16 protein-coding genes are annotated in these 21,033 nt (G+C 58.0%); 9 read left to right on the top strand and 7 right to left on the bottom strand.

The genetic code is table 11. The features are described 5' to 3' along the window. Window positions 1–36: 36 nt before the first annotated feature. The 3 genes from ACFFIY_RS04490 to ACFFIY_RS04480 all read right to left on the bottom strand — a co-directional run bounded on the left by ACFFIY_RS04490 (window position 37) and on the right by ACFFIY_RS04480 (window position 2,841). Window positions 37–1,167: a M20 metallopeptidase family protein gene (locus ACFFIY_RS04490; protein WP_376837198.1), complete on the bottom strand. Its 1,131-nt coding sequence runs from the start codon at window positions 1,165–1,167 to the stop codon at window positions 37–39. A 356-nt stretch (window positions 1,168–1,523) separates the two neighbouring features. After that, window positions 1,524–2,423 (bottom strand): SDR family oxidoreductase, encoded by a 900-nt coding sequence (locus ACFFIY_RS04485; protein WP_354195891.1) that lies wholly within the window; start codon window positions 2,421–2,423, stop codon window positions 1,524–1,526. Between the two features lie 31 nt (window positions 2,424–2,454). Then, window positions 2,455–2,841 (bottom strand): hypothetical protein, encoded by a 387-nt coding sequence (locus tag ACFFIY_RS04480; protein ID WP_354195893.1) that lies wholly within the window; start codon window positions 2,839–2,841, stop codon window positions 2,455–2,457. A gap of 136 nt (window positions 2,842–2,977) precedes the next feature. On the opposite strand from ACFFIY_RS04480, the gene ACFFIY_RS04475 reads away from it, so the two are divergent. Further along, window positions 2,978–4,096 carry a YecA family protein gene (locus ACFFIY_RS04475; RefSeq protein ID WP_354195895.1) on the top strand — a complete coding sequence of 373 codons (1,119 nt, stop codon included), beginning with the start codon at window positions 2,978–2,980 and terminating at the stop codon, window positions 4,094–4,096. 225 nt (window positions 4,097–4,321) lie between these two features. Here ACFFIY_RS04475 and ACFFIY_RS04470 read toward each other — a convergent pair whose 3' ends face one another. Then, entirely contained in the window at window positions 4,322–5,830 is a 1,509-nt protein-coding gene (locus tag ACFFIY_RS04470) for a DASS family sodium-coupled anion symporter (protein ID WP_354195897.1), read from the bottom strand. Window positions 5,831–5,989: 159 nt separating this feature from the next. After that, complete coding sequence (locus tag ACFFIY_RS04465) at window positions 5,990–6,889, bottom strand: TetR/AcrR family transcriptional regulator (RefSeq protein WP_376837191.1); 900 nt, start codon at window positions 6,887–6,889, stop codon at window positions 5,990–5,992. Window positions 6,890–7,150: 261 nt separating this feature from the next. Between ACFFIY_RS04465 and ACFFIY_RS04460 the strand changes: the two genes are divergently transcribed. From ACFFIY_RS04460 to ACFFIY_RS04445, 4 genes are all read left to right on the top strand, one after another. Then, window positions 7,151–8,650: a DHA2 family efflux MFS transporter permease subunit gene (locus tag ACFFIY_RS04460; RefSeq protein ID WP_354195944.1), complete on the top strand. Its 1,500-nt coding sequence runs from the start codon at window positions 7,151–7,153 to the stop codon at window positions 8,648–8,650. A 192-nt stretch (window positions 8,651–8,842) separates the two neighbouring features. Further along, a complete protein-coding gene (locus ACFFIY_RS04455) occupies window positions 8,843–10,318 on the top strand; it encodes an aldehyde dehydrogenase family protein (RefSeq protein ID WP_354195903.1) in 1,476 nt (491 codons plus the stop codon). 47 nt (window positions 10,319–10,365) lie between these two features. Then, window positions 10,366–11,532 (top strand): saccharopine dehydrogenase family protein, encoded by a 1,167-nt coding sequence (locus ACFFIY_RS04450; RefSeq protein ID WP_354195906.1) that lies wholly within the window; start codon window positions 10,366–10,368, stop codon window positions 11,530–11,532. A gap of 31 nt (window positions 11,533–11,563) precedes the next feature. Further along, entirely contained in the window at window positions 11,564–12,757 is a 1,194-nt protein-coding gene (locus ACFFIY_RS04445; RefSeq protein WP_354195908.1) for an acyl-CoA dehydrogenase family protein, read from the top strand. Window positions 12,758–12,918: 161 nt separating this feature from the next. On the opposite strand, the gene ACFFIY_RS04440 is transcribed toward ACFFIY_RS04445, so the two are convergent. Next, window positions 12,919–14,232, bottom strand: a complete 1,314-nt coding sequence (locus ACFFIY_RS04440; RefSeq protein WP_354195910.1) for a short-chain fatty acid transporter — start codon at window positions 14,230–14,232, stop codon at window positions 12,919–12,921. A gap of 165 nt (window positions 14,233–14,397) precedes the next feature. On the opposite strand from ACFFIY_RS04440, the gene ACFFIY_RS04435 reads away from it, so the two are divergent. From ACFFIY_RS04435 to ACFFIY_RS04425, 3 genes are all read left to right on the top strand, one after another. Then, on the top strand, window positions 14,398–16,551 hold the full coding sequence (locus ACFFIY_RS04435; protein ID WP_354195912.1) for a beta-propeller domain-containing protein: 2,154 nt from the start codon (window positions 14,398–14,400) through the stop codon (window positions 16,549–16,551). Window positions 16,552–16,798: 247 nt separating this feature from the next. Then, complete coding sequence (locus ACFFIY_RS04430; protein WP_354195914.1) at window positions 16,799–17,560, top strand: threonine/serine exporter family protein; 762 nt, start codon at window positions 16,799–16,801, stop codon at window positions 17,558–17,560. Further along, window positions 17,560–18,006: a threonine/serine exporter family protein gene (locus ACFFIY_RS04425; protein WP_354195916.1), complete on the top strand. Its 447-nt coding sequence runs from the start codon at window positions 17,560–17,562 to the stop codon at window positions 18,004–18,006. The genes ACFFIY_RS04430 and ACFFIY_RS04425 overlap by 1 nt, the downstream gene beginning before the upstream one ends. Window positions 18,007–18,054: 48 nt before the next feature. Here the strand turns inward: ACFFIY_RS04425 and ACFFIY_RS04420 are convergent, their stop codons facing one another. After that, window positions 18,055–19,758, bottom strand: a complete 1,704-nt coding sequence (locus tag ACFFIY_RS04420; protein WP_354195918.1) for a putative bifunctional diguanylate cyclase/phosphodiesterase — start codon at window positions 19,756–19,758, stop codon at window positions 18,055–18,057. A gap of 245 nt (window positions 19,759–20,003) precedes the next feature. Between ACFFIY_RS04420 and ACFFIY_RS04415 the strand changes: the two genes are divergently transcribed. Further along, complete coding sequence (locus ACFFIY_RS04415; RefSeq protein ID WP_354195920.1) at window positions 20,004–20,930, top strand: DMT family transporter; 927 nt, start codon at window positions 20,004–20,006, stop codon at window positions 20,928–20,930. The last annotated feature ends 103 nt before the right edge of the window (window positions 20,931–21,033 follow it).

Below are 21,033 nucleotides of genomic sequence, written 5' to 3'. Positions count from 1 at the left end.
GTGAAGCTGCCCGTGTCTGGACAGCTTCAACTTCTTTTATTTCCCCTGTGCCTCAAAGAAGATGGCAGCGAAAGTGGTGGCAGCCATGGCGAGTGCGGGTTCGTGAAAATCGAACCGCTCGTGATGGTGCGGGTAGGCCTTGTCTGCACCGGGGGCCATGGCTCCGACGAAGAAATAGGCGCCCGGCCTATGTTGCAAGTAGTAGGAGAAGTCCTCGGCCGGCATGACCGGGTCGATCTCTTGGTAGACGTTTGGCCCGTAGGCGTCGGCGACTGCAGTTTCCAGGATTTCGATGCCTTCGGTGTGGTTTTTCACCGCATCGTAGCCTTTGACAACGTCCGCGTCGGCCGTGCAGCCGAGCGCTTTTGCGGTGTATTCGGCGACTTCGCGGATGCGCTCCGACGCCATGTCCCGAAGTTCTTCGTCGTAAACCCGCATCGTGCCTTCCATCTCCGCAGTTTCCGGTATGACATTTGCGGCCTGGCCGGAGTGGAAGCTGCCGATTGAGATGACGAGCTGCTCAAGCGGGGGCGCGTTCCGGCTGACGATCGACTGGAGGGCGACCATGATCTGGCTTGCCGCAAGGATCGGGTCGCGTCCGGTATGCGGTTCGGCGCCGTGCGATCCCGAACCGTTCACCCGGATGCTGATCGTGCTTTCCGCGGCCTGCAAATATCCGTCCCGGCTGTAGATTTTGCCAAATGGCATTTGCGACTGCAGATGCGCACCGAACACCATGTCGACACCGTCCAGGCAGCCGTCCTCGATCATCGCAATCGCGCCGCCCGGATTCATCTCCTCGGCGTGCTGGTGGATGAGGACGATGTTCCCTTCCAGCTCGTCCTTCACTTCATTCATCGCCTTGGCGAATAAAAGAAGAGAAGCCGTGTGGCCATCATGGCCGCATGCATGCATCACGCCGGGGACGGTCGACTTGTAGGGAACGTCTTTCGCATCCTGGATCGGCAGCGCGTCGAAATCCGCGCGGAACGCGATCGTCTTGCCCGGCTTGCCTCCGCGGATGGTTCCGACGACTCCGCGGCCGCCCACATTCCGGCGCACTTCGATCCCGAGATTCTCCAGATAATCCGCAATGAATGCGGGTGTTTCTTCCTCTTCAAAGCTAAGTTCCGGATGCATATGCAGATGGCGGCGGATGTGGATCATCTCATCGATGGAGCCGCCGATCTGTTTGTAGATCACTTGTTTGTCCAAAACGATTCTCCCCTTTCCGAAAATAAGTATAACATTTACACAGAAACGAAAGCGGCGAAGGGGAATCGGACTCTTAGCGGCGGGAATTGGACTCTTAACGCACAGAATTGGACTCTTAGCACCGCGAATCGGACTCATAGCAGGCAGAATCGGACTCTTACAGTGAGGCGCAGGATAATGTCCGGCCCCTGTGTAAATTCCACTCTTCGACTGTTGGAGTTTCCACAATACTATGGACACGATCAGGCGAAGCCTCAAACAAAAAATCGGCACCCGCTTTTGCGGATGCCGGTTTTGCCGTCATTGATTCAGCTGGTGAGGAAGTCGCCGCCGTCGACATGGATTGTCTGGCCCGTCATGTAGCTGCCGTCCTTTGAGGCGAGCAACACGTAGGACGGGGCAAGTTCGGCCGGCTGGCCGCGGCGCTTCAGGGTCGTGTCGCTGCCGTGCTGTTCGACTTTCTTTGCGTCGAACGTCGCCGGGATGAGCGGTGTCCAGATCGGACCCGGTGCGACAGCATTCACGCGGATGCCTTTTGAGGCGATGTTCTGGGCAAATGAGCGGGTGAACGCCGTGATGGCGCCTTTCGTGGCCGAATAGTCGAGCAGGCCGGGCGACCCGTTGTAGGCCGTGACGGACGATGTGTTGATGATGCAGTCGCCGTCTTTCAGGTAAGCCATCGATTCCCGTGTCAGGTAGAACATGCTGAAGAAGTTCGATTCGAAGGTGTTTTTCAGCTGGGCGGACGTAATCGCCTCGATGTCTTTTTTCGGGAACTGGACGCCTGCATTGTTGACGAGGATGTTCAGTCCGCCGAGCTCGTCGGCAACTTGTTTCAGCAAGTTGCGGCAGTTTTCCTCGTCGCGCAGGTCGGTCTTGACCTTCATCGCCTTGCCGCCGTACTTTTCAATGTCGCGCACGGTCTGCTCGGCGTCGCCGTCTTCCTCATCGGCCAGATAGGCGATGGCAACATCTGCACCTTCCTTGGCAAACGCGACGGCCACCGCGCGCCCGATACCGGAATCCCCTCCGGTGACGAGCGCCTTCTTGCCCTTCAGTTTGCCGGAGCCCTTGTATTCCGGATCATCATAAATCGGCTCAGGCTTCATCTCGGATTCCACGCCGGGCTGGGTTTCCTGTTCCTGGGGTACGACTTCTTCGTCAATTTTTTCGTAGTTGGTCTCTTCCTGTCCGTTTTGTTTTGTCATGAATAAAACCTCCTGTCTTGATCGCGATGGTTCAAATGCCGTCCATGTCATAGCGGATGCCGTGCCGGCTGCACCATTCGTTGAGCTGCCGCTGCCGGGCGAGTTCACGGTAATTTTTCCAGTCGTGCAAGAGGCCCTCCTTCTGCAGAAGCTCTTCGAATTCATCGATGGGCCGGTTGTAGGCGAAAATCTCGCCGATCCGGTCCTGCAGTTCAGGCTGGTCTTGCAGCGTATGGGCGAACTCCACCCTCATCTGCTGCTCCGACACCTCGTCAAACCGGGGAAGCTCGATATAACGGTCATCGTCGTGATGTGCCTCATGCTGGATCACAAGGCCGGATTCCCGGTCATACCAGGAAGGTTTTTCAAACTGCGCGGCATCAAATAGATCTCGGTAGGCGATTCGAGTGTGCTCCATCCGCCGGATCCCTTCCTTTCATAATTCTCCCCTTCATATACCCCGGAAGAGGCGTGGAATAAACAGACGGGACAAACGAGGTACCCCGACTTGACCGGCAGTGTTAAAATAGATGGGCAGCTTTTAAAGTAAAGGAATGATGGCAGTGATCGGACGCAACGACCCGTGCCCGTGCGGAAGCGGGAAAAAATATAAAAAATGCCACGGCAGGACGGAGGGCGGAGCCCAGGCACTCGCCGACTCGGAACTGAAACGCATCATGGCGGCTTATATCCAGAATGCGCCGTCCCGGCTGGACCGGACCGAACTCTCCCTCCACATCAAGACCTGGATGACACATCTTGGCGGCCTCATGGAAACAGAAGTCATCGAAGGGGCCGGCTTCGAGCATTTCCTGTTCGTCGTCAACCGAAAAATGTGGGAAAGCCATCTGGATGCGGCGCTTGCCAAAACAGACCGCGAAGAAGTGAAAACGGTCCTCAAGGCCTGGCGCGAACCGTTCGTTCTCATGGCCGCACTTGATGGCAAGGAATCCGGACACTTCCTCATGACCGATGTGTTCGGCGGGACGGCGCGTTCGATGCGCGCCGACTCCGGCAAGGACGCACCGGCGGGAACGGTCTTCTTCGGCATCGTCCTGCAGGATCCGCGCGAGCGGGAAGACGGCGTCCAGCCGGTCACCACGCTCTACTCGATCCCGCCGGAGTCCGCCTGGGTCACCGGCCGGATCCGCAAAATGGCGGAGGCGGAGGGCGCGGCACCGGATGCCGCCTTCCTGGCACGCCGCCTGCTGGACGTCTTCCGGCTCCTGTTCAGCCCGCAAAAGCCCGACAGCGAACCGGCTGCCCATGAAGAGCAAGATGCGGTACCGGAGGCTGCGGATGAGGCGGTCCTGGAAACCGCCGCAACCGAAGCGGCCGACAGAAAAGCGGGAGAAGGAACCATGCCGACCGACGGACTCACCGCCGGACAGGCGAACGCTGTGTCGATTTTGTCCGAAAGCCTCCGGGCGGACAAAGAGCCGCTTGAAACATTCACAAAGATCAGCGACCTGCTCGTCCGCTACTTCATTGAAGAAAACCCGATTGTCCGCAAGCCGGGCGGATTCGTCGCCGGCGCTTATTTGGCCGCACAGGAAGCGAATCTTCTGAAGGGCGAGGCGTTCACCGCCAAGGAAGCCGCAGAACGCTTCGGCGTATCGTCCGGCACCGCGCAGAAATACGCCGCCGCCCTTTCCGGTCGCTTGGCTCAATAAAACTTTACACAAAGAACGACCCTGTCCGGATGATGCCGGCGGGGTCGTTTTGTATTGCGGATTGTCTTTTGCCTGTGGGGCCGCTGGAAGAGGGCGCCCTACGCTTTTATGGTATCCAGCTGCGGGCGGAAGGGGGTCGGGGTCATAAGTCATGACGCGCCGCGGATCGGGATCCGCTCTGCGTCCCGCCTTATGGCCTGACGCCCCTAAACGTCGCCCTCCGCTTTAGAGTAACCCAATCCATTTCCAGTAGGTGGCGCTGAATAGAAGGATTAGGACGTAGCCGATCAGAGTGAGGGGAACGCCCGATTTTAGGAAGTCCTTCACCGTGAAGGCGCCGGTTCCGTAAGCGAGCATGTTTTGCGGGGCACTTACCGGAAGCAGGAAACCGAATGATATGACGAATTGCTGGACGAGTACGAAGCCGACGCTTTGTTCGCCGAGCGCCAGCGTCGAGGTGAGCGCGATGAAGATCGGGATGAGCGCCGATGACAGGCTCGTCGCGCTGGCAAATCCGAGGTGGATGATGATGTTGAAAAGAGAAACGATGGCAATCGTCGCGAGCAGCGGCATCGAATCCAGGCCGATCGCGCCGAATGCTTCATTGGATAGCCACTGGGCACCGCCTGTATTCAGCAGGATCGTGCCGAGCGCAATGCCGACGGCGAACACGATGATCGTGCCCCAAGGAATCATTTTCTCGGCGGTTTTCCAAGAATCAAAGATGCCGATTTTCGGCGTTAGCATGATGGCGACCGCTACGAGCGTGACGGTCGTCGTGTCGAACGGGTGCAGCTTTTCTTCCGTTGCCCACAACAGGAGCAGTACCACAGAAAGGACGATCAGCCGGATTTCGACCGGTTTCAGCCGACCGAGTTCGTGTAGTTGGCGGTTGATCACTTCGCGGCCGCCTTCGATGTTGTCGGTTTCCGGTTTGATGAGCCGGATCATGACGAAGTAAAGCACGACCGACATGATGATTGAGAAAGGGGCGGCATAAAGGAACCAAGAACTCCAGGCGACTGTCTGGCCGAGCTCCTCCTCGATGAATCCGATGGCTACCATGTTCTGGGCGGCACCCGTTTTCAGACCGATGTTCCAGATTGATACGGCCTGAACGGCTGTAATAACGAGCAGGGCAGCGAGCCGGCTGTTGTTCGGGAGGCCGAATGCCGCGACCATTCCTAGGAGAATCGGGACGACCGCACCGGCACGTGCTGTCGCGCTCGGGACGAAAAACGCCAGGATGATCGAAACGATGATGGCGCCGATGACGATTGCGCTCGTTTTCGTGCCGACCTTGGACAAGATCCAAAGTGCCAGCCGCTTGTGTAGGTTGGTTGCCTGCATGGCGGCTGCGATGAACAGGGCTCCTGCCACAAGTGCCACGGCGCTGTTTGAGAAACCGCCGAGCGCAAGTTTCAGTGCCCCCTTCGTCCCGAGCATTTCTCCGGGATTGTCCATATCAGGGGCGAGCCCGAGAAGCAATGTGATCAGCCCGATGATCATCGCGGCGCTCACCGGATAAGTGACCGCCTCGGTCATCCATACAATGACGGCGAAGGCGAGAATGGCCAGCGCCCTGTGTCCCATCACCGGCAGGCCTTCCGGGGACGGGAGCATGAGAACAATGATCAATGCCAAAAAGGACAGTGCCAGATAATACGGTTTCCGGTTCGGCTGTTTCTTTTCCGGTCCGGCCTCAGCCGGTCCCCTGGTCAGTTTTTCTTCCATGAAAGTCACCTCTTTGACGGAAAATAAAGACGCTCTGTCATAAGGTTACCCGGCCGCCCAGCCGGATTAACCGGTCGGAGGCAAATCGCTGATTGTAAAAACCCGCACCCGGTTTGCCTGAAACCGGGTGCGGGAAATGAAGGGAAGCGTCCGGCGATTTTATTCCGCGGCGTCTTCCTTGGGTTGTTCGGTTTTTTGCCGCACGGTCTGCCAAACGTCACGCATGATGCTGCGTGCTTCAGATTCAAGAGGCGTCCCTTCAAAAAGCTTCCGGAACGGCCCTGCGATGGTCCGGATAATCATGAGGCGGGGCAGGCCGGAGCGGAGTTCGCCGGAAAGGAACTCGGCATATTCCTCACCGGTTTTCCGTTTCTCACCATTCAAGGAACCCGCCAGCCGGCAGAGCCGTTCCGCCGTCTCTGAGACGGGAGGGGGAGGCGGGGAAGCACCTGGCGCGGCGAAGCGGCCCGGCGGAATCAACCATTCATTGTGGTCGGCCATGTCTCTCAAGAGAACTTCGAGCCGCCGCAGGATAAAGCTGATGATGACGGGAAAATCTTCCTTTATGTTGAGAATGGCGCTGAAACGCAGAAACTGGCTGAGCATGCCGAACTGAAGAACGGCCGCGTCCGCGGCAAAAGGCCGTGTCCATTCTCCGTACACTTCGACAATCCGGCTTTCCGACCAGGCCAGCTCTGACAGGTGGATCTTTTTCATGAATTCGCGCAGTTCCTCGTCACCGGAGCTCAGGATGGCGTCAAAAAGGGGGAGGAGATTCTGCTCCCGGTTGAGCCGCAGCCGGATCAGGATCTGTTCGCCCATGACTTCCGGTCCGTCCGGCCTGCCAGCAGCAATCTCATTGCGCAAAATGGCGGATTCCTCCCACGACTGCCGGATGATTTCAATCAGGCATTCGTTCTTTGAAGAAAAATAATTATAAAAGGTTCCTTTTGATATGCCGGCTTCATCCAAAATATTCTGGATCGACGTGTGCAGAAAACCATTCTCCAGAAAAAGCCGCCTGGCGGCAGCGAGAACATGCTGTTTCCGTTCGTTCAATACAATCACCTTTCAATCGGTAATGGAAAAGTCCCGTTTTGAAACCGTTTTTATACCGATAGTATAAGCCCATTTTAACGGTTATTATAGACTTTCTCAATTTTTATGCCGAATTCATTCTTTTTTTGTTGCATTGATTGGACTACCGGTATAAAATAAATTTCATTGTTTGATTCGGAACCCTAACAATCGGATCAATCTTGGAAACGGAGGAACGTGAAATTGAATGACCAGGTAAAATCCAATAAAATCCCATACGGAATGGTTGCCATTCTGTTCTTCGGGGCTTTTGTCGCTTTTCTGAACAACACGCTCCTGAACGTGGCGCTTCCGGTCATCATGACAGAATTCAAGGTGAACCCGGCGCAGGTTCAGTGGCTGACGACCGGCTATATGCTCGTGAACGGAATCCTGATCCCGGCGAGCGCCTTCTTCATCCAGCGATTCACCAACCGGAACCTGTTCCTGACGGCGATGACGCTATTCACAATCGGTACGCTCACCGCTGCCCTTGCACCTACATTCGGAGTTCTCGTCGCAGCGCGGATGATTCAGGCATCCGGTTCGGCAATGATGATGCCGCTCCTCATGAACATCATGCTGACGCTCTTCCCGATTGAAAAGCGCGGCACGGCGATGGGGTTCTTCGGCCTTGTCATGATCACCGCACCGGCACTCGGCCCGACGCTCTCCGGTTACATCGTCGAACACTATACATGGCGCGTGCTGTTCTGGATGGTGCTTCCATTCGCCATCATCGTCATTATTGCAGCAGCGCTTAAACTGCGCAATATCATGGAAACCCGTGAGGTTCGTCTTGACTTGTTCTCGCTCGTCTTGTCGAGCATCGGGTTCGGCGGCCTGCTTTACGGCTTCAGCATGGCGGGCGACAAAGGCTGGGGGAGCCCGCATGTGTACATCACCATCCTGGTCGGCGGCCTCGCCCTGGCAGCTTTCATCTTCCGCCAGCTCAGCATGCAGGCACCGCTGCTCAACTTCAGAATCTACAAGTACCCGATGTTTGCACTCTCATCTGCAATCATGGTCGTCGTTTCAATCTCGATGTTCTCGGGAATGCTCCTGACGCCGCTTTACGTCCAGAATGTCCGAGGCATCTCTCCGTTCCACTCGGGACTTCTCATGCTCCCGGGTGCCATCGTCATGGGGATCATGTCACCGGTCACCGGCAAGCTGTTCGACAAATACGGACCAAGAGTGCTGGCCATCAGCGGCCTGTTCATCACAACGGTCACGACTTTCCTGCTCAGCCGTCTTGAGATCGACTCGACCTACTCTTACATCATGGCCGTCTATACGGTCCGGATGCTCGGGATGTCAATGGTCAACATGCCGATCATGACGAACGGCCTGAACCAGCTGCCGCAGCTGCAGAACCCGCACGGCACTGCGATGAACAACACGCTCCAGCAAGTGTCGGGCGCCATCGGATCCGCTTTCCTGATCACCATCATGAACAAGCGGACTGAATCCGAGGCCGCCTCGCTTGCCGGAGATGCCATGAAAAATGCCTCTCCGGACATGTCGCCTGCCGACATCGCCGCGATGAAGGCGGATATCGGCCAGCATGCGCTGCTCCACGGGATCAACTTCTCCTATTTCGTCTGCACGATCATCGTCGTGATTGCGCTCGTCATGACCTTCTTCGTCAAGCGGGTCATGCCGCCGACAAGCCAGACACAGGAAGTCGGACGCAAAGACACCGCCGCTTCCGCCCGCAACGGCAAAACCGCAACCGAATAATCCCAAAGTCCGCAAGCCCAACCGCTTGCGGGCTTTTTTGTTTGGCAGAAATGAAGCAGGCACGCGGCGAAGCGGAGACCGGCCGGCCGGAAGACCCTTCACAGAAAGTTCTTAAATTTTTTGAAGGACTTCACTTAAGCTTGTCGAAATAGTCAAATTGAAAGCGGTTTCAACAGAAAGGGGAAATGCGATATGAAACTCGATAACTATATCAATGGAGCTTGGCAGGAGAGCGGCGGAGAATACACGGCCGTCCTCAACCCGGCAAACGGAGAAACGCTGTGCGAAGTCCGGCTGTCGGGCAGGGAAGACGTCGACCGGGCAGTCGAATCGGCGAAAAAAGCACAGAAACAGTGGGCACTCGTCCCCGCTCCAAAGCGTGCGGACTATTTATATGAAATCGGGCGTCTGATGAAAGAGCGCAAGGAGCATCTGTCGCAAGTACTGACAAAAGAGATGGGCAAGGTGATCGAAGAAGCACGAGGCGAGGTCCAGGAAGGAATCGACATGGCGTACTACATGGCGGGCGAGGGCCGGCGGCTGTTCGGCGAGACGGTGCCGAGCGAGCTTCAGGACAAGTTCGCGATGAGCGTCCGTGCGCCGATCGGGGTTGTCGGGCTCATCACGCCGTGGAACTTCCCGGTCGCAATCGCCACTTGGAAGTCGTTCCCGGCGATTGTCGCGGGCAACACGTTCATCTGGAAGCCGGCGACCGAGACGCCGATGATGGCGTATGAAATGGCGAAGATCTTCGAGGAGGCGGGCCTGCCCGCCGGCGTGGCGAACATCGTGTTCGGCAGCGGTTCGGATGTCGGGACGGCGATGATCGAGCATCCGGATGTCCGGGTGATTTCATTCACCGGATCAACGGAAACGGGTCGCCATGTGGCCGAGCTCGGCGGACGCCATCTGAAGAAAGTGTCGCTTGAGATGGGCGGGAAAAACGCGGTCATCGTCATGGATGACGCAGACCTCAATCTGGCGGTCGAAGGCATTCTCTGGAGTGCATTCGGGACCGCGGGGCAACGCTGTACGGCATGCAGCCGGGTGATTGTGCATAAAGATGTGAAATCGGAACTTGAGCAGCGTCTGCTTGAAGCGATGAAGGGTCTGACGATCGGCGATGGGCTTGATGAATCGGTGAAAGTCGGACCGGTCGTCAACAAAAAGGCGCTTGAGAAGATCGACGGCTACGTCAAGATCGGCAAGGAAGAAGGCGCACGGCTGCTGGCAGGGGGCAACATCCTTGACGGAGCCGGGTACTCGGACGGCTGTTACTACGAGCCGACGCTCTTCACGGACGTAAAGTGGGACAGCCGCATCGCCCAGGAAGAAATTTTCGGGCCGGTCATTTCCCTCATTGAAGTCGGCAGCCTGGATGAGGCGATCGAAGTGAACAACAGCGTTGTATACGGCCTGTCAAGCTCGATATTCACGCAGGATGTGAACAAGGTGTTCCGTGCGCAGCGCGATCTCGACACCGGGATCGTCTACGTGAACGCGGGCACGACCGGCGCGGAGATCCATCTGCCGTTTGGCGGCACGAAAGGAACGGGCAACGGCCACCGGGATTCGGGCGTGGCGGCGCTCGATGTGTTCACCGAGTGGAAGAGCATCTACGTCGACTACAGCGGCAAGCTGCAGCGTGCGCAGATCGATACGGAGTAATATAACGAACCAACCCGAACGAACCGAATCTGAAAGGGGAGATACAGATGAAAGTAGTTGTACTCGGAGCAGGACTGATGGGGAAAGAAGCGGCGCGCGACCTGGTGAAAAGCGAGAAAGTCGAGAAGGTCTGGCTTGCGGACCTGAATGTCCGGCAGGCGGAAGAATTCGCCGAGAAGCTCATGTCGGACAAGCTGGAGATCCTCCGGCTCGATGCCTCGGATGATGTCCAGCTCAAGGAAGTGATGTCGCTTGGCGATGTCGTCATCAACGCGCTCTTTTACACGTTCAACGAGAAAGTTGCCCGCACCGCGATTGAAGCCGGCGTCCATTCGGTCGATCTCGGCGGCCACATCGGCGGGGCGACGGATGCGGTTCTGGAGTTGTCGGAAGAAGCCCAAAAGAAAGGCGTCACGCTCATTCCGGACCTGGGCGTGGCACCGGGCATGATCAACATCCTGACGGGCTACGGCGCCGGCAAGCTCGATAAGGCCGAGTCCGTGAAGCTTTATGTCGGGGGAATCCCGGTCGATCCGGAGCCGCCGCTCAACTACAACATCGTATTTTCCCTGGAAGGCGTGTTCGACCACTATACGGACCCGTCCCACGTGATCCGGGACGGCAAGTGGCAGGAAGTGCCGTCGCTGAGCGAGCTGGAATCGATCACGTTCGACGGATACGGCGAAATGGAAGCATTCCACACATCGGGCGGCACGTCGACCTTGTCGAAGTCATTCCCGGAGCTGGATACATTGGAATACAAGACGATCCGCTACAAAGGTCATGCGGAAAAGTTCGGCCTGCTCGTCGATCTCGGCCTGCTCGGTCGCGATGCGGAAGTGACGGTCGGCGGCCAGACCGTGAAAGTCCGCGACGTCATGAGAGAGCATCTTTCGCCTCAGCTGCGGCTCGGCGACAAAAAAGACGCCGTCCTGCTCCGCGTCATCGTCCGAGGCAAGAAGGACGGCCATGATGCCTGCTATGAGTACGACTTGATCACCGAGAAGGATCCGCAGACGAACGTGACGGCGATGGCACGCGCAACGGCCAACACGATCTCCGTCGTTGCCCAGATGATCGGGGACGGGACGATCACGAAGCGCGGCGTGTATCCGCCGGAACTTATCGTGCCGGGCGGGCCGTATATTGCGGAAATGAAAAAACGCGGCGTGAACATCGCCGAGATTTCTTCCGAGGAAGCCGCGACGGTGTGAGCAGCGGTCATTGTGAAAGGGGGAACTGAAGTTGGACTTCGGATTTTCTGAAGAACAGGAACTGCTGCGCAAAACCGCCCGGCAGTTCACGGATGACGAGATCATCCCTCATATTGCAAAATGGGACGCAGAAGGCGGATTCGATCCAAACCTGTGGAAGCGTCTGGCGGACATGGGCTTCATGGGCGTCTGCATCCCTGAAAAGTACGGAGGCAGCGGGATGGACTACAATTCGCTGGCAATCCTGTGCGAGGAACTGGAGCGGGGCGACACTGCATTCCGGACGGCCGTGTCCGTCCATATCGGACTCAACTCGATGTCGTTGCTCCAGTGGGGCAATGAAGAGCAAAAGCAGAAGTACCTCGTGCCGCAGGCGAAGGGGGAAAAGATCGGCGCATTCGGTCTCACCGAGCCGGGTGCCGGATCCGACGTCGCGGCGATGTCGACGACGGCCGTGCGCGACGGGGACCACTATGTGCTGAACGGCCAGAAAACGTGGATCTCGCTTTGTGATGTGGCCGATCATTTCCTCGTGTTTGCCTACACGGACAAAACGAAGAAACACCACGGCATCACCGCATTCATCGTCGAACGCACGATGCCCGGCTTTTCTTCCAAGGCGATCAAAGGGAAGTACGGCATCCGCGCGGGCAATACCGGAGAGCTGTTCTTTGAAGACGTGCGCGTACCGGCGGAAAATCGGCTCGGAGAAGAAGGGGAAGGGTTCAAGATCGCGATGGCCTCTCTCGACAACGGCCGGTTCACGGTGGCGGCCGGCGCCGTCGGACTCATCCAGGCGTGCCTCGAAGCGAGCGTGAAATACTGCCACGAGCGGGAAACATTCGGCAAGCCGATCGGCAAGCACCAGCTTGTGCAGCAGATGATCGCCAACATGGAGGCGGGGTACCAGATGAGCCGACTGCTCGTTTACCGTGCCGGTGAATTGAAAAACAAGGGAGTCCGCAACACCCGCGAGACATCCCTCGCCAAATGGCAGGCGTGTGATTTTGCAAACAAAGCCGCGGATGATGCCTTCCAGATCCACGGCGCCTACGGCTATTCCGATGACTATCCGGTCGCCCGCTTCCTGCGGAACTCGAAGGCACCGGTCATCTACGAAGGCACCCGCGAGATCCACACGGTCATGCAGGCGGAATATGTGCTCGGCTACCGTGAAGACAAGAAACTGAACAAGATGCTGCCGGCATGGGAACCGGAAGCATGAGAAACGGGGCTCTCCGGCTGGAGGCCCCGTTTTTTTCTTTATGGTGATGCTGCGACTGTTTCGGAAAAAGATAACGCTTCATCAGATAAAGATAACGCTCCGTCAAATAAAGATAACGTTCCGCCGGAAAAAGATAACGCTTCCCGGAAATCCGCTTTTGATCAGAAGAAATAAAGCCCGATCGAGATGACGATGCCGCTCAGGATGAGGACGAACACGCAGTACCCCATGATGTCCTTCGCCTTCAGCCCGGCGATCGCGAGGGCAGGCAGTGCCCAGAACGGCTGGATCATGTTCGTCCAGGCGTCGCCCCACGCGATGCTCATCGCGGTCTTGGCGTAATCGGCGCCCATCGACTGGGCGGCGTCGAGCATGATCGGTGCCTGGACGGCCCACTGGCCGCCGCCGCTCGGCACGAAGAAGTTGACGATGCCCGCCGCGTAGAACGTGAACAGGTGGAACGTATGCTCATTCGAGATCGACACAAATGCGTCCGAAATGACGGCGGCGAGTCCGGAAGCTGTCATCATCCCCATGATTCCCGCATAAAACGGAAACTGGATGATGATGCCTCCGGCGGTTTTCACCGCATTGGCGACGGCTGCAAGGAACCGGCGCGGCGTTCCGTGGAAGATGATGCCGAGAATGAGGAAGATCAGGTTGACGACGTTCAGGTTCAGGTCAAACCCGTTGCGCACAAAGTGGTTGACGAGGTAGATGACACCGAGCGCGCCGATGAGCATCGACAGGAGGACGCTGTCTTCCATGCGCGAGGCCGGCGTCTTTTCTTCCGGAGTTTCGACGTCGATCGGGTCTTCGAGCTTCGCGGGATCGACGGTCACCGTGTCTTCCGGCTTCGGCATCATCCAGCGGTTCAGGAGCGGGATCGTGATGAACAGCACCGCGATGATGAACAGGTTATAGCCGGAGAAGATCGTCTGGGAGGTCGGCACGATGCCCATGATCGATTCAAACGGATGGTCTGCCGTCGCAATGGACAGCGGGATCGAGCCGCCGAGCCCGCCGTGCCAGACGACGAACCCTGCATAGGCGCTTGCCACGAGCAGCCGGTAGTCGACGTTCGTTACTTTCTTGGCGATCTCTTTCGCAAAAAGTGCGCCGATGACGAGGCCGAAGCCCCAGTTGATCCAGCTCGCAATGATCGAGACGACCGTCACGAGGATGATGGCGGAGCCGGGTGACTTGGCGATACCGGCAAGCGAGCTCAGGAGCCGCTTGAACACCGGGCTGTTCGCGAGCACATGGCCCGCGACGAGCACGATCACCATCTGCATCGTGAAGGACAGCAATCCCCAGAAGCCGTCTCCCCAGTGGACGACCATGTCGAGCGGCCCCGAGTCGGTGAGGCCGAGCCCGAGCAAGTACACGACGAGCGTCAGGATGGCGACAAAAATATACGGATCGGGCAGAAACCGTTCCATGAGTGCGTTGGAGAATCTGGTCAGCGTTTTCATTTTTTAGTTACCCCCTTTATTTATTAAAAACATCCCCTTCACCAATGTATCGGAACAACGGGACGGGCGCCATCCCTTTTTCAGATTTATTCATAAGATCAGCTTCTCATGAATGAAACTCTTTTGGCCGGAGAACGGACTAATGGAAAAGGGAGGGGTCCTGGGATGGAGAAACGAAGAAAAATTGCATGGATTGCCGGGGTATCGGCCCTTGTTGTTGTGGCCGTACTGGCGATTGCCGTCCGGCTTGAGAACGTTGTAGGCGTGAGTGCTTCTCCGGTCGCGCTGAGCGGGGATTCGTGGAGTGCCGTGTTCAGCGAGCGGCTGGACCGGCAGGCAGGAAAAAACGGGGATTTGACGATCACGGAGAGCGGAAAGCCGGTGGAGGCGGATTTGGCGGTCGAGGGCAACCGGCTTTCCGTTGCCGGTCTTGAACCCGGAGCGTATGAACTCCATGTGAAGCGCTCGGCGTTCGCCGGCTTGTTCGGAGCCAAACCCGCCGTCAAGGAGGTCAAGTTCAACGTGCAGGACGGCATCAAGCCGGTCGCCTCGCTTGAGGAGCTGGAAGCCCACTTCCGCCGGGTCACCGCAAGCCGGGAAAGGCAGGGGTTTTTCCGGGAGCAAGCTGAAATGGCTTCTTCGGAGGACAAAGCGGCGGATTCGGCCGGCGGCGGGACGGACGGCGGTCACTCGGAGACGAACGCTCAGGTGGAAGGTGTCGACGAAGGGGATATCGTCAAGACGGACGGTGAACACTTGTACGCAACGACAGGCGGGGAAAGCGTCCGGATTGTGGACATCCGGAATCCGGCGAAACCGGTGCGGGTTGCCGAGATACCGGGCGGGCAGGACTTCATGCCGATGGAGCTTTACCTGCACGGCGGGAAGCTTGCCGTGATCGGGAACCGGTATTTCGATGTCCCGGTCCGGCCGTCGGGAGACAGTGCGAAGTCGGAGGACCGGATCATGCCGGCCGGAGAGTCGGCGGTGACGGTTAAATTGTATGATGTGACCAACCCGGCCAAACCGGTGTTGCTGCGCGAAGCCGGTTCGGAAGGCTGGTATCTCAGCTCCCGCCTAAGCGGTGGCATTCTGTATATCGTCACGAACGTCCAGCAGACGTGGTGGGCGCAGGAGGAGCGGGATGTGCGCCCGTTCACATACGGAATGGACGGCAAGAAAGAGAAAGTGGCCCCGATGGACACGAAAGACATCACGATCCTGCCGGGCACGGACGGCGACTCGTACAGCGTCATCACGGCGGTCGACCTGAAAGGCGGCAAGACGGGGAAGGTTGAAACGAAGGCATATCTCGGCAGCGGCAGCGGTCTTTATATGTCAAAGGAGAATCTGTATATCACGTCTTCCACCTTTGGACCGGTTCTCATGGCGAGGGACGGCACAGGGCCTGAATCATCCACGACCGGTATTTTCAAGTTCGGGCTGGACGGCACGGACATCCGGTTCCTGGCATCCGGAGAAGTGCCGGGCATGCCGCTCAACCAATTCTCGATGGATGAGTACAAAGGGCATTTCCGGGTCGCCGTGACGGACGGAAACATGTGGGATGACCGGCAACCTTCCGAATCGGCCATCCATGTGTTCGACGCCGGGATGAAGGAAACGGGATCGGTCAGCGGCCTGGCGCGCGGGGAGCGGATTTATTCCGCCCGCTTCATGGGCGACCGGGGATATGTTGTCACCTTCCGGGAAACAGACCCGCTGTTTGCGCTGGACCTGAGCAACCCGGCCGCACCGAAAGTGCTCGGCGAACTCAAGATTCCGGGCTTCAGCAACTATCTTCATCCGCTCGGGGAGAATCACCTCATCGGGTTCGGCCAGCACACGATCGTCACCGGCGGCGGGAACGGGAAAGAGCCGGTCGTCCGCACCGCCGGTATGAAGATCTCACTGTTTGACGTCACCGACATGACGAATCCAAAAGAACAGGCGAGTGAGATCATCGGCGGAGCGGGCACCCACTCGGACATCGAGTATGACCACAAAGTGTTGTTTGAGCACAAAGCACGCAATCTGTACGGATTCCCGGTCATGATCTACGAAGAGAAAGGGAAGACCGGCGAGCTTTCCTATGAAGGCGGCGGCGCGCTCATCTACGAGATCACACCGGAAGGCGGCATCGTGAAAAAAGGCGACCTGACGGAGAAGTCGCAGAACAGAATGGGGTATGAAGACTACGATTCGGTCATCCAGCGCATCGTCTGGAGCGGCGACGCTGTGTTCGCCGTGACGCCAAAAGAGGTGAAATCATACTCGCTTGACGACTTCCGGGAGCTCGGGACGACGGCGGGGAAATAAAGGGGCGCAGCGAGTGGAATCATGGAGGCGGCGAGTGGAATCATAGAGCGGGCGAGTGAGCGCATATGGCGGGTGAGTGGCGTCATAGGACTTCCGAGTGATCGCGCAGCGTTTGCAGGTTGGTCCGGCCGCCGGAAATGGAGCCTGGTAAGTTTCGAATCGCCTGAACCTTTGCCGCGGCGTTGAGTTTTGGCGGGCTTTCGGATACGATGAGAAAAAAGCAGACGGGACGGACGGCGATGGGTTCATGATTATTGATTCAACTGAAGAGCTGGCGGTCGACTGCTGCCTGCTGGCCGGGCGTCTCATGATGGAGGCCGGGGCGGAAACATACCGAGTGGACGACACGATGGCCCGGATGGCGGCCTGCCAGGGGCTTGCCGGCGCCGACTCATTCACGACGTCGACCGGCATCATTTTCTCGCCTGGCGGCAACCGGCATGTAAAGCTGGCAAGCATCCGGAAGCGGGCGACCGACCTCGAGAAGATCGCCCGGGTGAACGCGGTGTCGAGAGGACTGTCGGCAGGGGAAATGACGCTTGAAGCCGCTTATCAGGAACTGAAGCGCATCGAGCGGGGGGACTTCATGTTTCCGTTCTGGCTTCAGCTCCTGGCCGCGGCTGTGGCGAGCGGAAGTTTCCTTATTCTGTTCGGCGGCCACTGGCTCGACATTCCCGCTGCCTTCGTTGCCGGAGGGCTCGGCTTTTTCGTTTCGGAGACGTTCCATGAAAAAACACGGGTGAAGTTTTTCTCCGAGTTCACGGCGTCCGCGGTTGTCGGACTCCTTTCGCTTGCGGCGGTCCGGACGGGGCTGGGCGGACAGCTTGACCTCATCATCATCGCGGCGGTCATGCCGCTTGTGCCGGGGCTGCTCATCACGAATGCCGTCCGGGACCTGATGGCGGGCCACTTCATGGCCGGCACGGCAAAAGGGGCGGAAGCCTTTCTGACGGCATTCGCCATCGGGGCGGGCATTGCGCTCGTCCTGAGTTTCCGGGGGGTGGCGTGATGATCTGGGTCATCAACGGAATCTGCAGCTTCATCGCATCCGCCATGTTCGGAATCATTTTCAACTCGCCTCGGAACCGGCTGCTCCACTGCGGGTTTGTCGGGCTTGTCGGCTGGCTCGCCTTTCTCGCCGCCCGGGACCTGTTCCTCGGCGGCGACGCGGTCAAGGCTTCGTTCATCGGCGCCTTTGCGGTCGCGGTCGTTGCCCATCTGTTCGCGAAGCGGTACCGGACGCCGATGATCATCTTCAGCGTCGCGGGCATCATTCCGCTCGTTCCGGGCGGCACGGCGTATAATGCAATGCGCAATGTCATGGAAACGCACTATGACGTGGCGACCGTCCATGCGATGGAGGCGTTCATGATTTCCGGTTCGATCGCCATGGGGCTCGTATTCGCCGAAGTCATCATCCAGCTCGTGTTCAAGAACAAACGCCGGACCGCTTAAAACGAGAAAACGCCGCTGCAGGCAAATCAACTCCTGCAACGGCGTTTTTCAATTCTTTTCACTTAAAGCCTGTTCTCGCAACAGCCGGGTGAATTGATCTGCGGGCATCGGCCGGCCGGTATGGTAGCCTTGGACCGCATCGCATCCGCTGATCGAGAGTGCCTGGTAGACGGCTTCATCTTCCACGCCTTCCGCCACGACGAACAGGCCGAGCGAGTGGCCGAACCGGACAAGTCCGTCCACGATGCGGCCGACTTTCTCGTTCGTCGAGAAAGAGGCGATGAACTCTTCGCCGATCTTGATCTTCTGGATAGGCACGGTCTGCATGTAGCGGAACGAAGCATAGCCGGTGCCGAAGTCATCAAGCGCAAATGTGATGCCGTCATCGTGCAAAAGCTTCAGCTGGTGCATAAGCTCGCCTTCCGCTTCCGCTTCGAATGCGAACTTCTCCGTGATTTCCAGTTCCAGAAGGGAAGGCGGGCACGCGGTGCGTGTGAGGATGTCCCTGATTTTCGTGACCATGTCGCCGGCGCGGAATTCCCGGACCGACGTGTTGCAGCTGACCGGGACGCCGATGCCTTCCTGTTTCCAGTTCGCGGCCTGCCGGGCGGCCGCTTCGATGACATGGGCACCGAGCGCGGAAATCAGCCCGGCATCTTCCGCGACCGGGATGAGCTCAGCCGGGCGCACATTGCCGAGATCGCGGTCCTCCCAGCGAACGAGCGCCTCCGCTGCGATGATCCGCCCGGTCGTCATGTCCACCTGAGGCTGGTAGAATGCCTGGATGGCGCCTTCTTCCAGAGCGCCGGGCAGTTTCTGTTCAATCCGGAGCCGGCGAGCGACGGCCCGCTGCTCAGGCTTGGACAGCGAGGTGATCAGGCCGCCGCCGTCCCGCATCGCACGGTGGCGGGCGATCGAGGAGGCGCTCAGCAAATGCTTGAACGATTGCTGGTCATCCGGGAATTTCGCGATGCCGCCGCTCACCCGGACGGGGATTCCGGTCATGTCGGACTGGATCGGATGTTCGTCGAGAAACTGCAGAAAGCCTTCCGCGAACCAGCTGCCGAGGGGTGTCAGGACGGCAAACTCATTCATCCCGATCCGGGCGAACCGGCTGTTGCGGAAATACACTTTCATGCTGTGGACAAATTCGCTGAGGATCCGGTTTTCCGCTTCCTTGTCGCCCGGGTCGAACAGCGAGTGGAAGTTCTCGATCGCCAGGTAAACGAACGTGAAGTGCCGGTCGGTTTGGATGAGCTGCTCAGCTTCCTCCGTCAGTTTATGGCGGTTCATGAGACCGGTGTCCGGGTCGGTGTAGGCGATCGACTCAAGCTTTTCCCGCAGTTTCCGCTCTTCTGTCCGGTCCGCCTCGATCATGAGGGTATACAGATGCTGAGTCCCCGACATGACGGGGATGGCGGTGAGCGAAACCCAGTACGGCTCTCCTGTTTTGGTGACCTGCAGAACGTCTCCCTGCCATGGGCGGAGGGAGCGCAGGCGCCGCCACACTTTCATCAGATCGGCTTTGCCGTCCTTCGTGTCCGGAAACATGATCTTGAACGGCTTGCCGAGCACCCGTTTCGGAGTCCAGCCGCTTTTGTCCAGAAATCGTGTGTTTGTATCAAGGATCAATCCTTCAGAATCGATTTTATAAATCATGAATTTCTTGTCAAGGCCGTCCAGAAGGCTGCCGAATGCACTTTGGTCCCGGTCGGCGGCCACTTCCGTTTCAAGCCGTCTGTTATTGTCCAATCTCACAAACCTCCCGTACAAGTTGGATCGATGGATCGTCATATAAATTCTAGTATACGGCAAAGGGGAAGACGGCCGTAAGGGTCAAAGTACCCCATTCGGCCAGAATCCGCCAGAAAGTCTGCTCTTTTGCCGAATTCAGTCAGCGGATTGCGGCCGCTTTGTGTAGAATAAAGAAAGATTTTGTCCGCTGCCGACGAAGGGACAGAGACTTTGAAAAAAGGCCAAGGAGAGGAGGCGGTCGGATGAACCGCATGAAAGGAATCGGGATGATCGTCTCGGGGGCGATGCTCTGGGGGGCGACGGGGCCGATGATGGAATGGCTGCTCGCGGAAAAGCCCATCGAGGTGGCGCCGTTCATCGTAATCCGACTGCTCATCGCGGGAGCGGCATTGCTGTTCATGCTGAACCGGCAGGGGAAACGGGTCACGCTCGTCTGGCGCCAGAAAGCGTGGGCGCGGCAACTCGTCATTTTCGGGGTTGTCGGCATGCTCGGCGTGCAGTTCACGTTTCTTAAGACGATCGAGGCGAGCAACGCGGTCATTGCGACACTCCTTCAGTTTCTCGCGCCGATCTTCGTCATCGCCTTTGTCACCTATAGCCAGCGCAAATGGCCCCCGGTCTATCAGATGCTCGGCATCCTCGTTACGCTCGGCGGACTCGTGCTGCTGCTGACGAATGGTTCCCTTGCATCACTCCAGGTGAGCAATGCGGCCCTTGCCTGGGGTGTGACGCTCGGCTTCACTTTCGCGTTTTATACGCTGTTTCCGGCGCGCCTCATGCATGAGTTCGGCGTCATCCAGACGGTCGCCTGGGCAATGGTCATCGGCGGGACAGTCCTGCTCGTCGCTCAGCCGCTCGCCGTGGTCAGGACATTCCCGAAGCTGCTGGATCCGACGGTGCTCATCATGATGATGCTCATCATCGTATTCGCGACGGCGGGGTTCATCCTGCTGCTCGGCAGCACGAAGTTCATCTCGCCGGTGGAAACGAGCGTCCTGTCCAGCTTCGAACCGCTCACTGCGATGATCGTCTCGATGTTCTGGTTCGGCCAGATCCTCGCGAAGTGGCAGCTCGGCGGCGCGCTCATCATGCTCGTCGGCGTCATCTGGCTGTCGGTCGCCGGCAGCAAGGCGTCAAAAGTGGAGGCGGAACCGCCGAAAGTGGCTTGACCGAAATAAATCAAACAAAGCCGGCCTGGGAATCAATGAACTGAACCCCGAAATACGGACACTTTAAAAAAAGTCCGGTTTCGGGGTTTTTGCGTGCTTGAAA

The sequence above is a fragment of the Bhargavaea ullalensis genome (assembly GCF_042432615.1).
Classification (GTDB): Bacteria; Bacillota; Bacilli; order Bacillales_A; family Planococcaceae; genus Bhargavaea; species Bhargavaea ullalensis.
The sequence above is the reverse complement of the archived record's forward strand: the minus strand, read 5'-3'. Positions and strand labels throughout refer to the sequence as shown.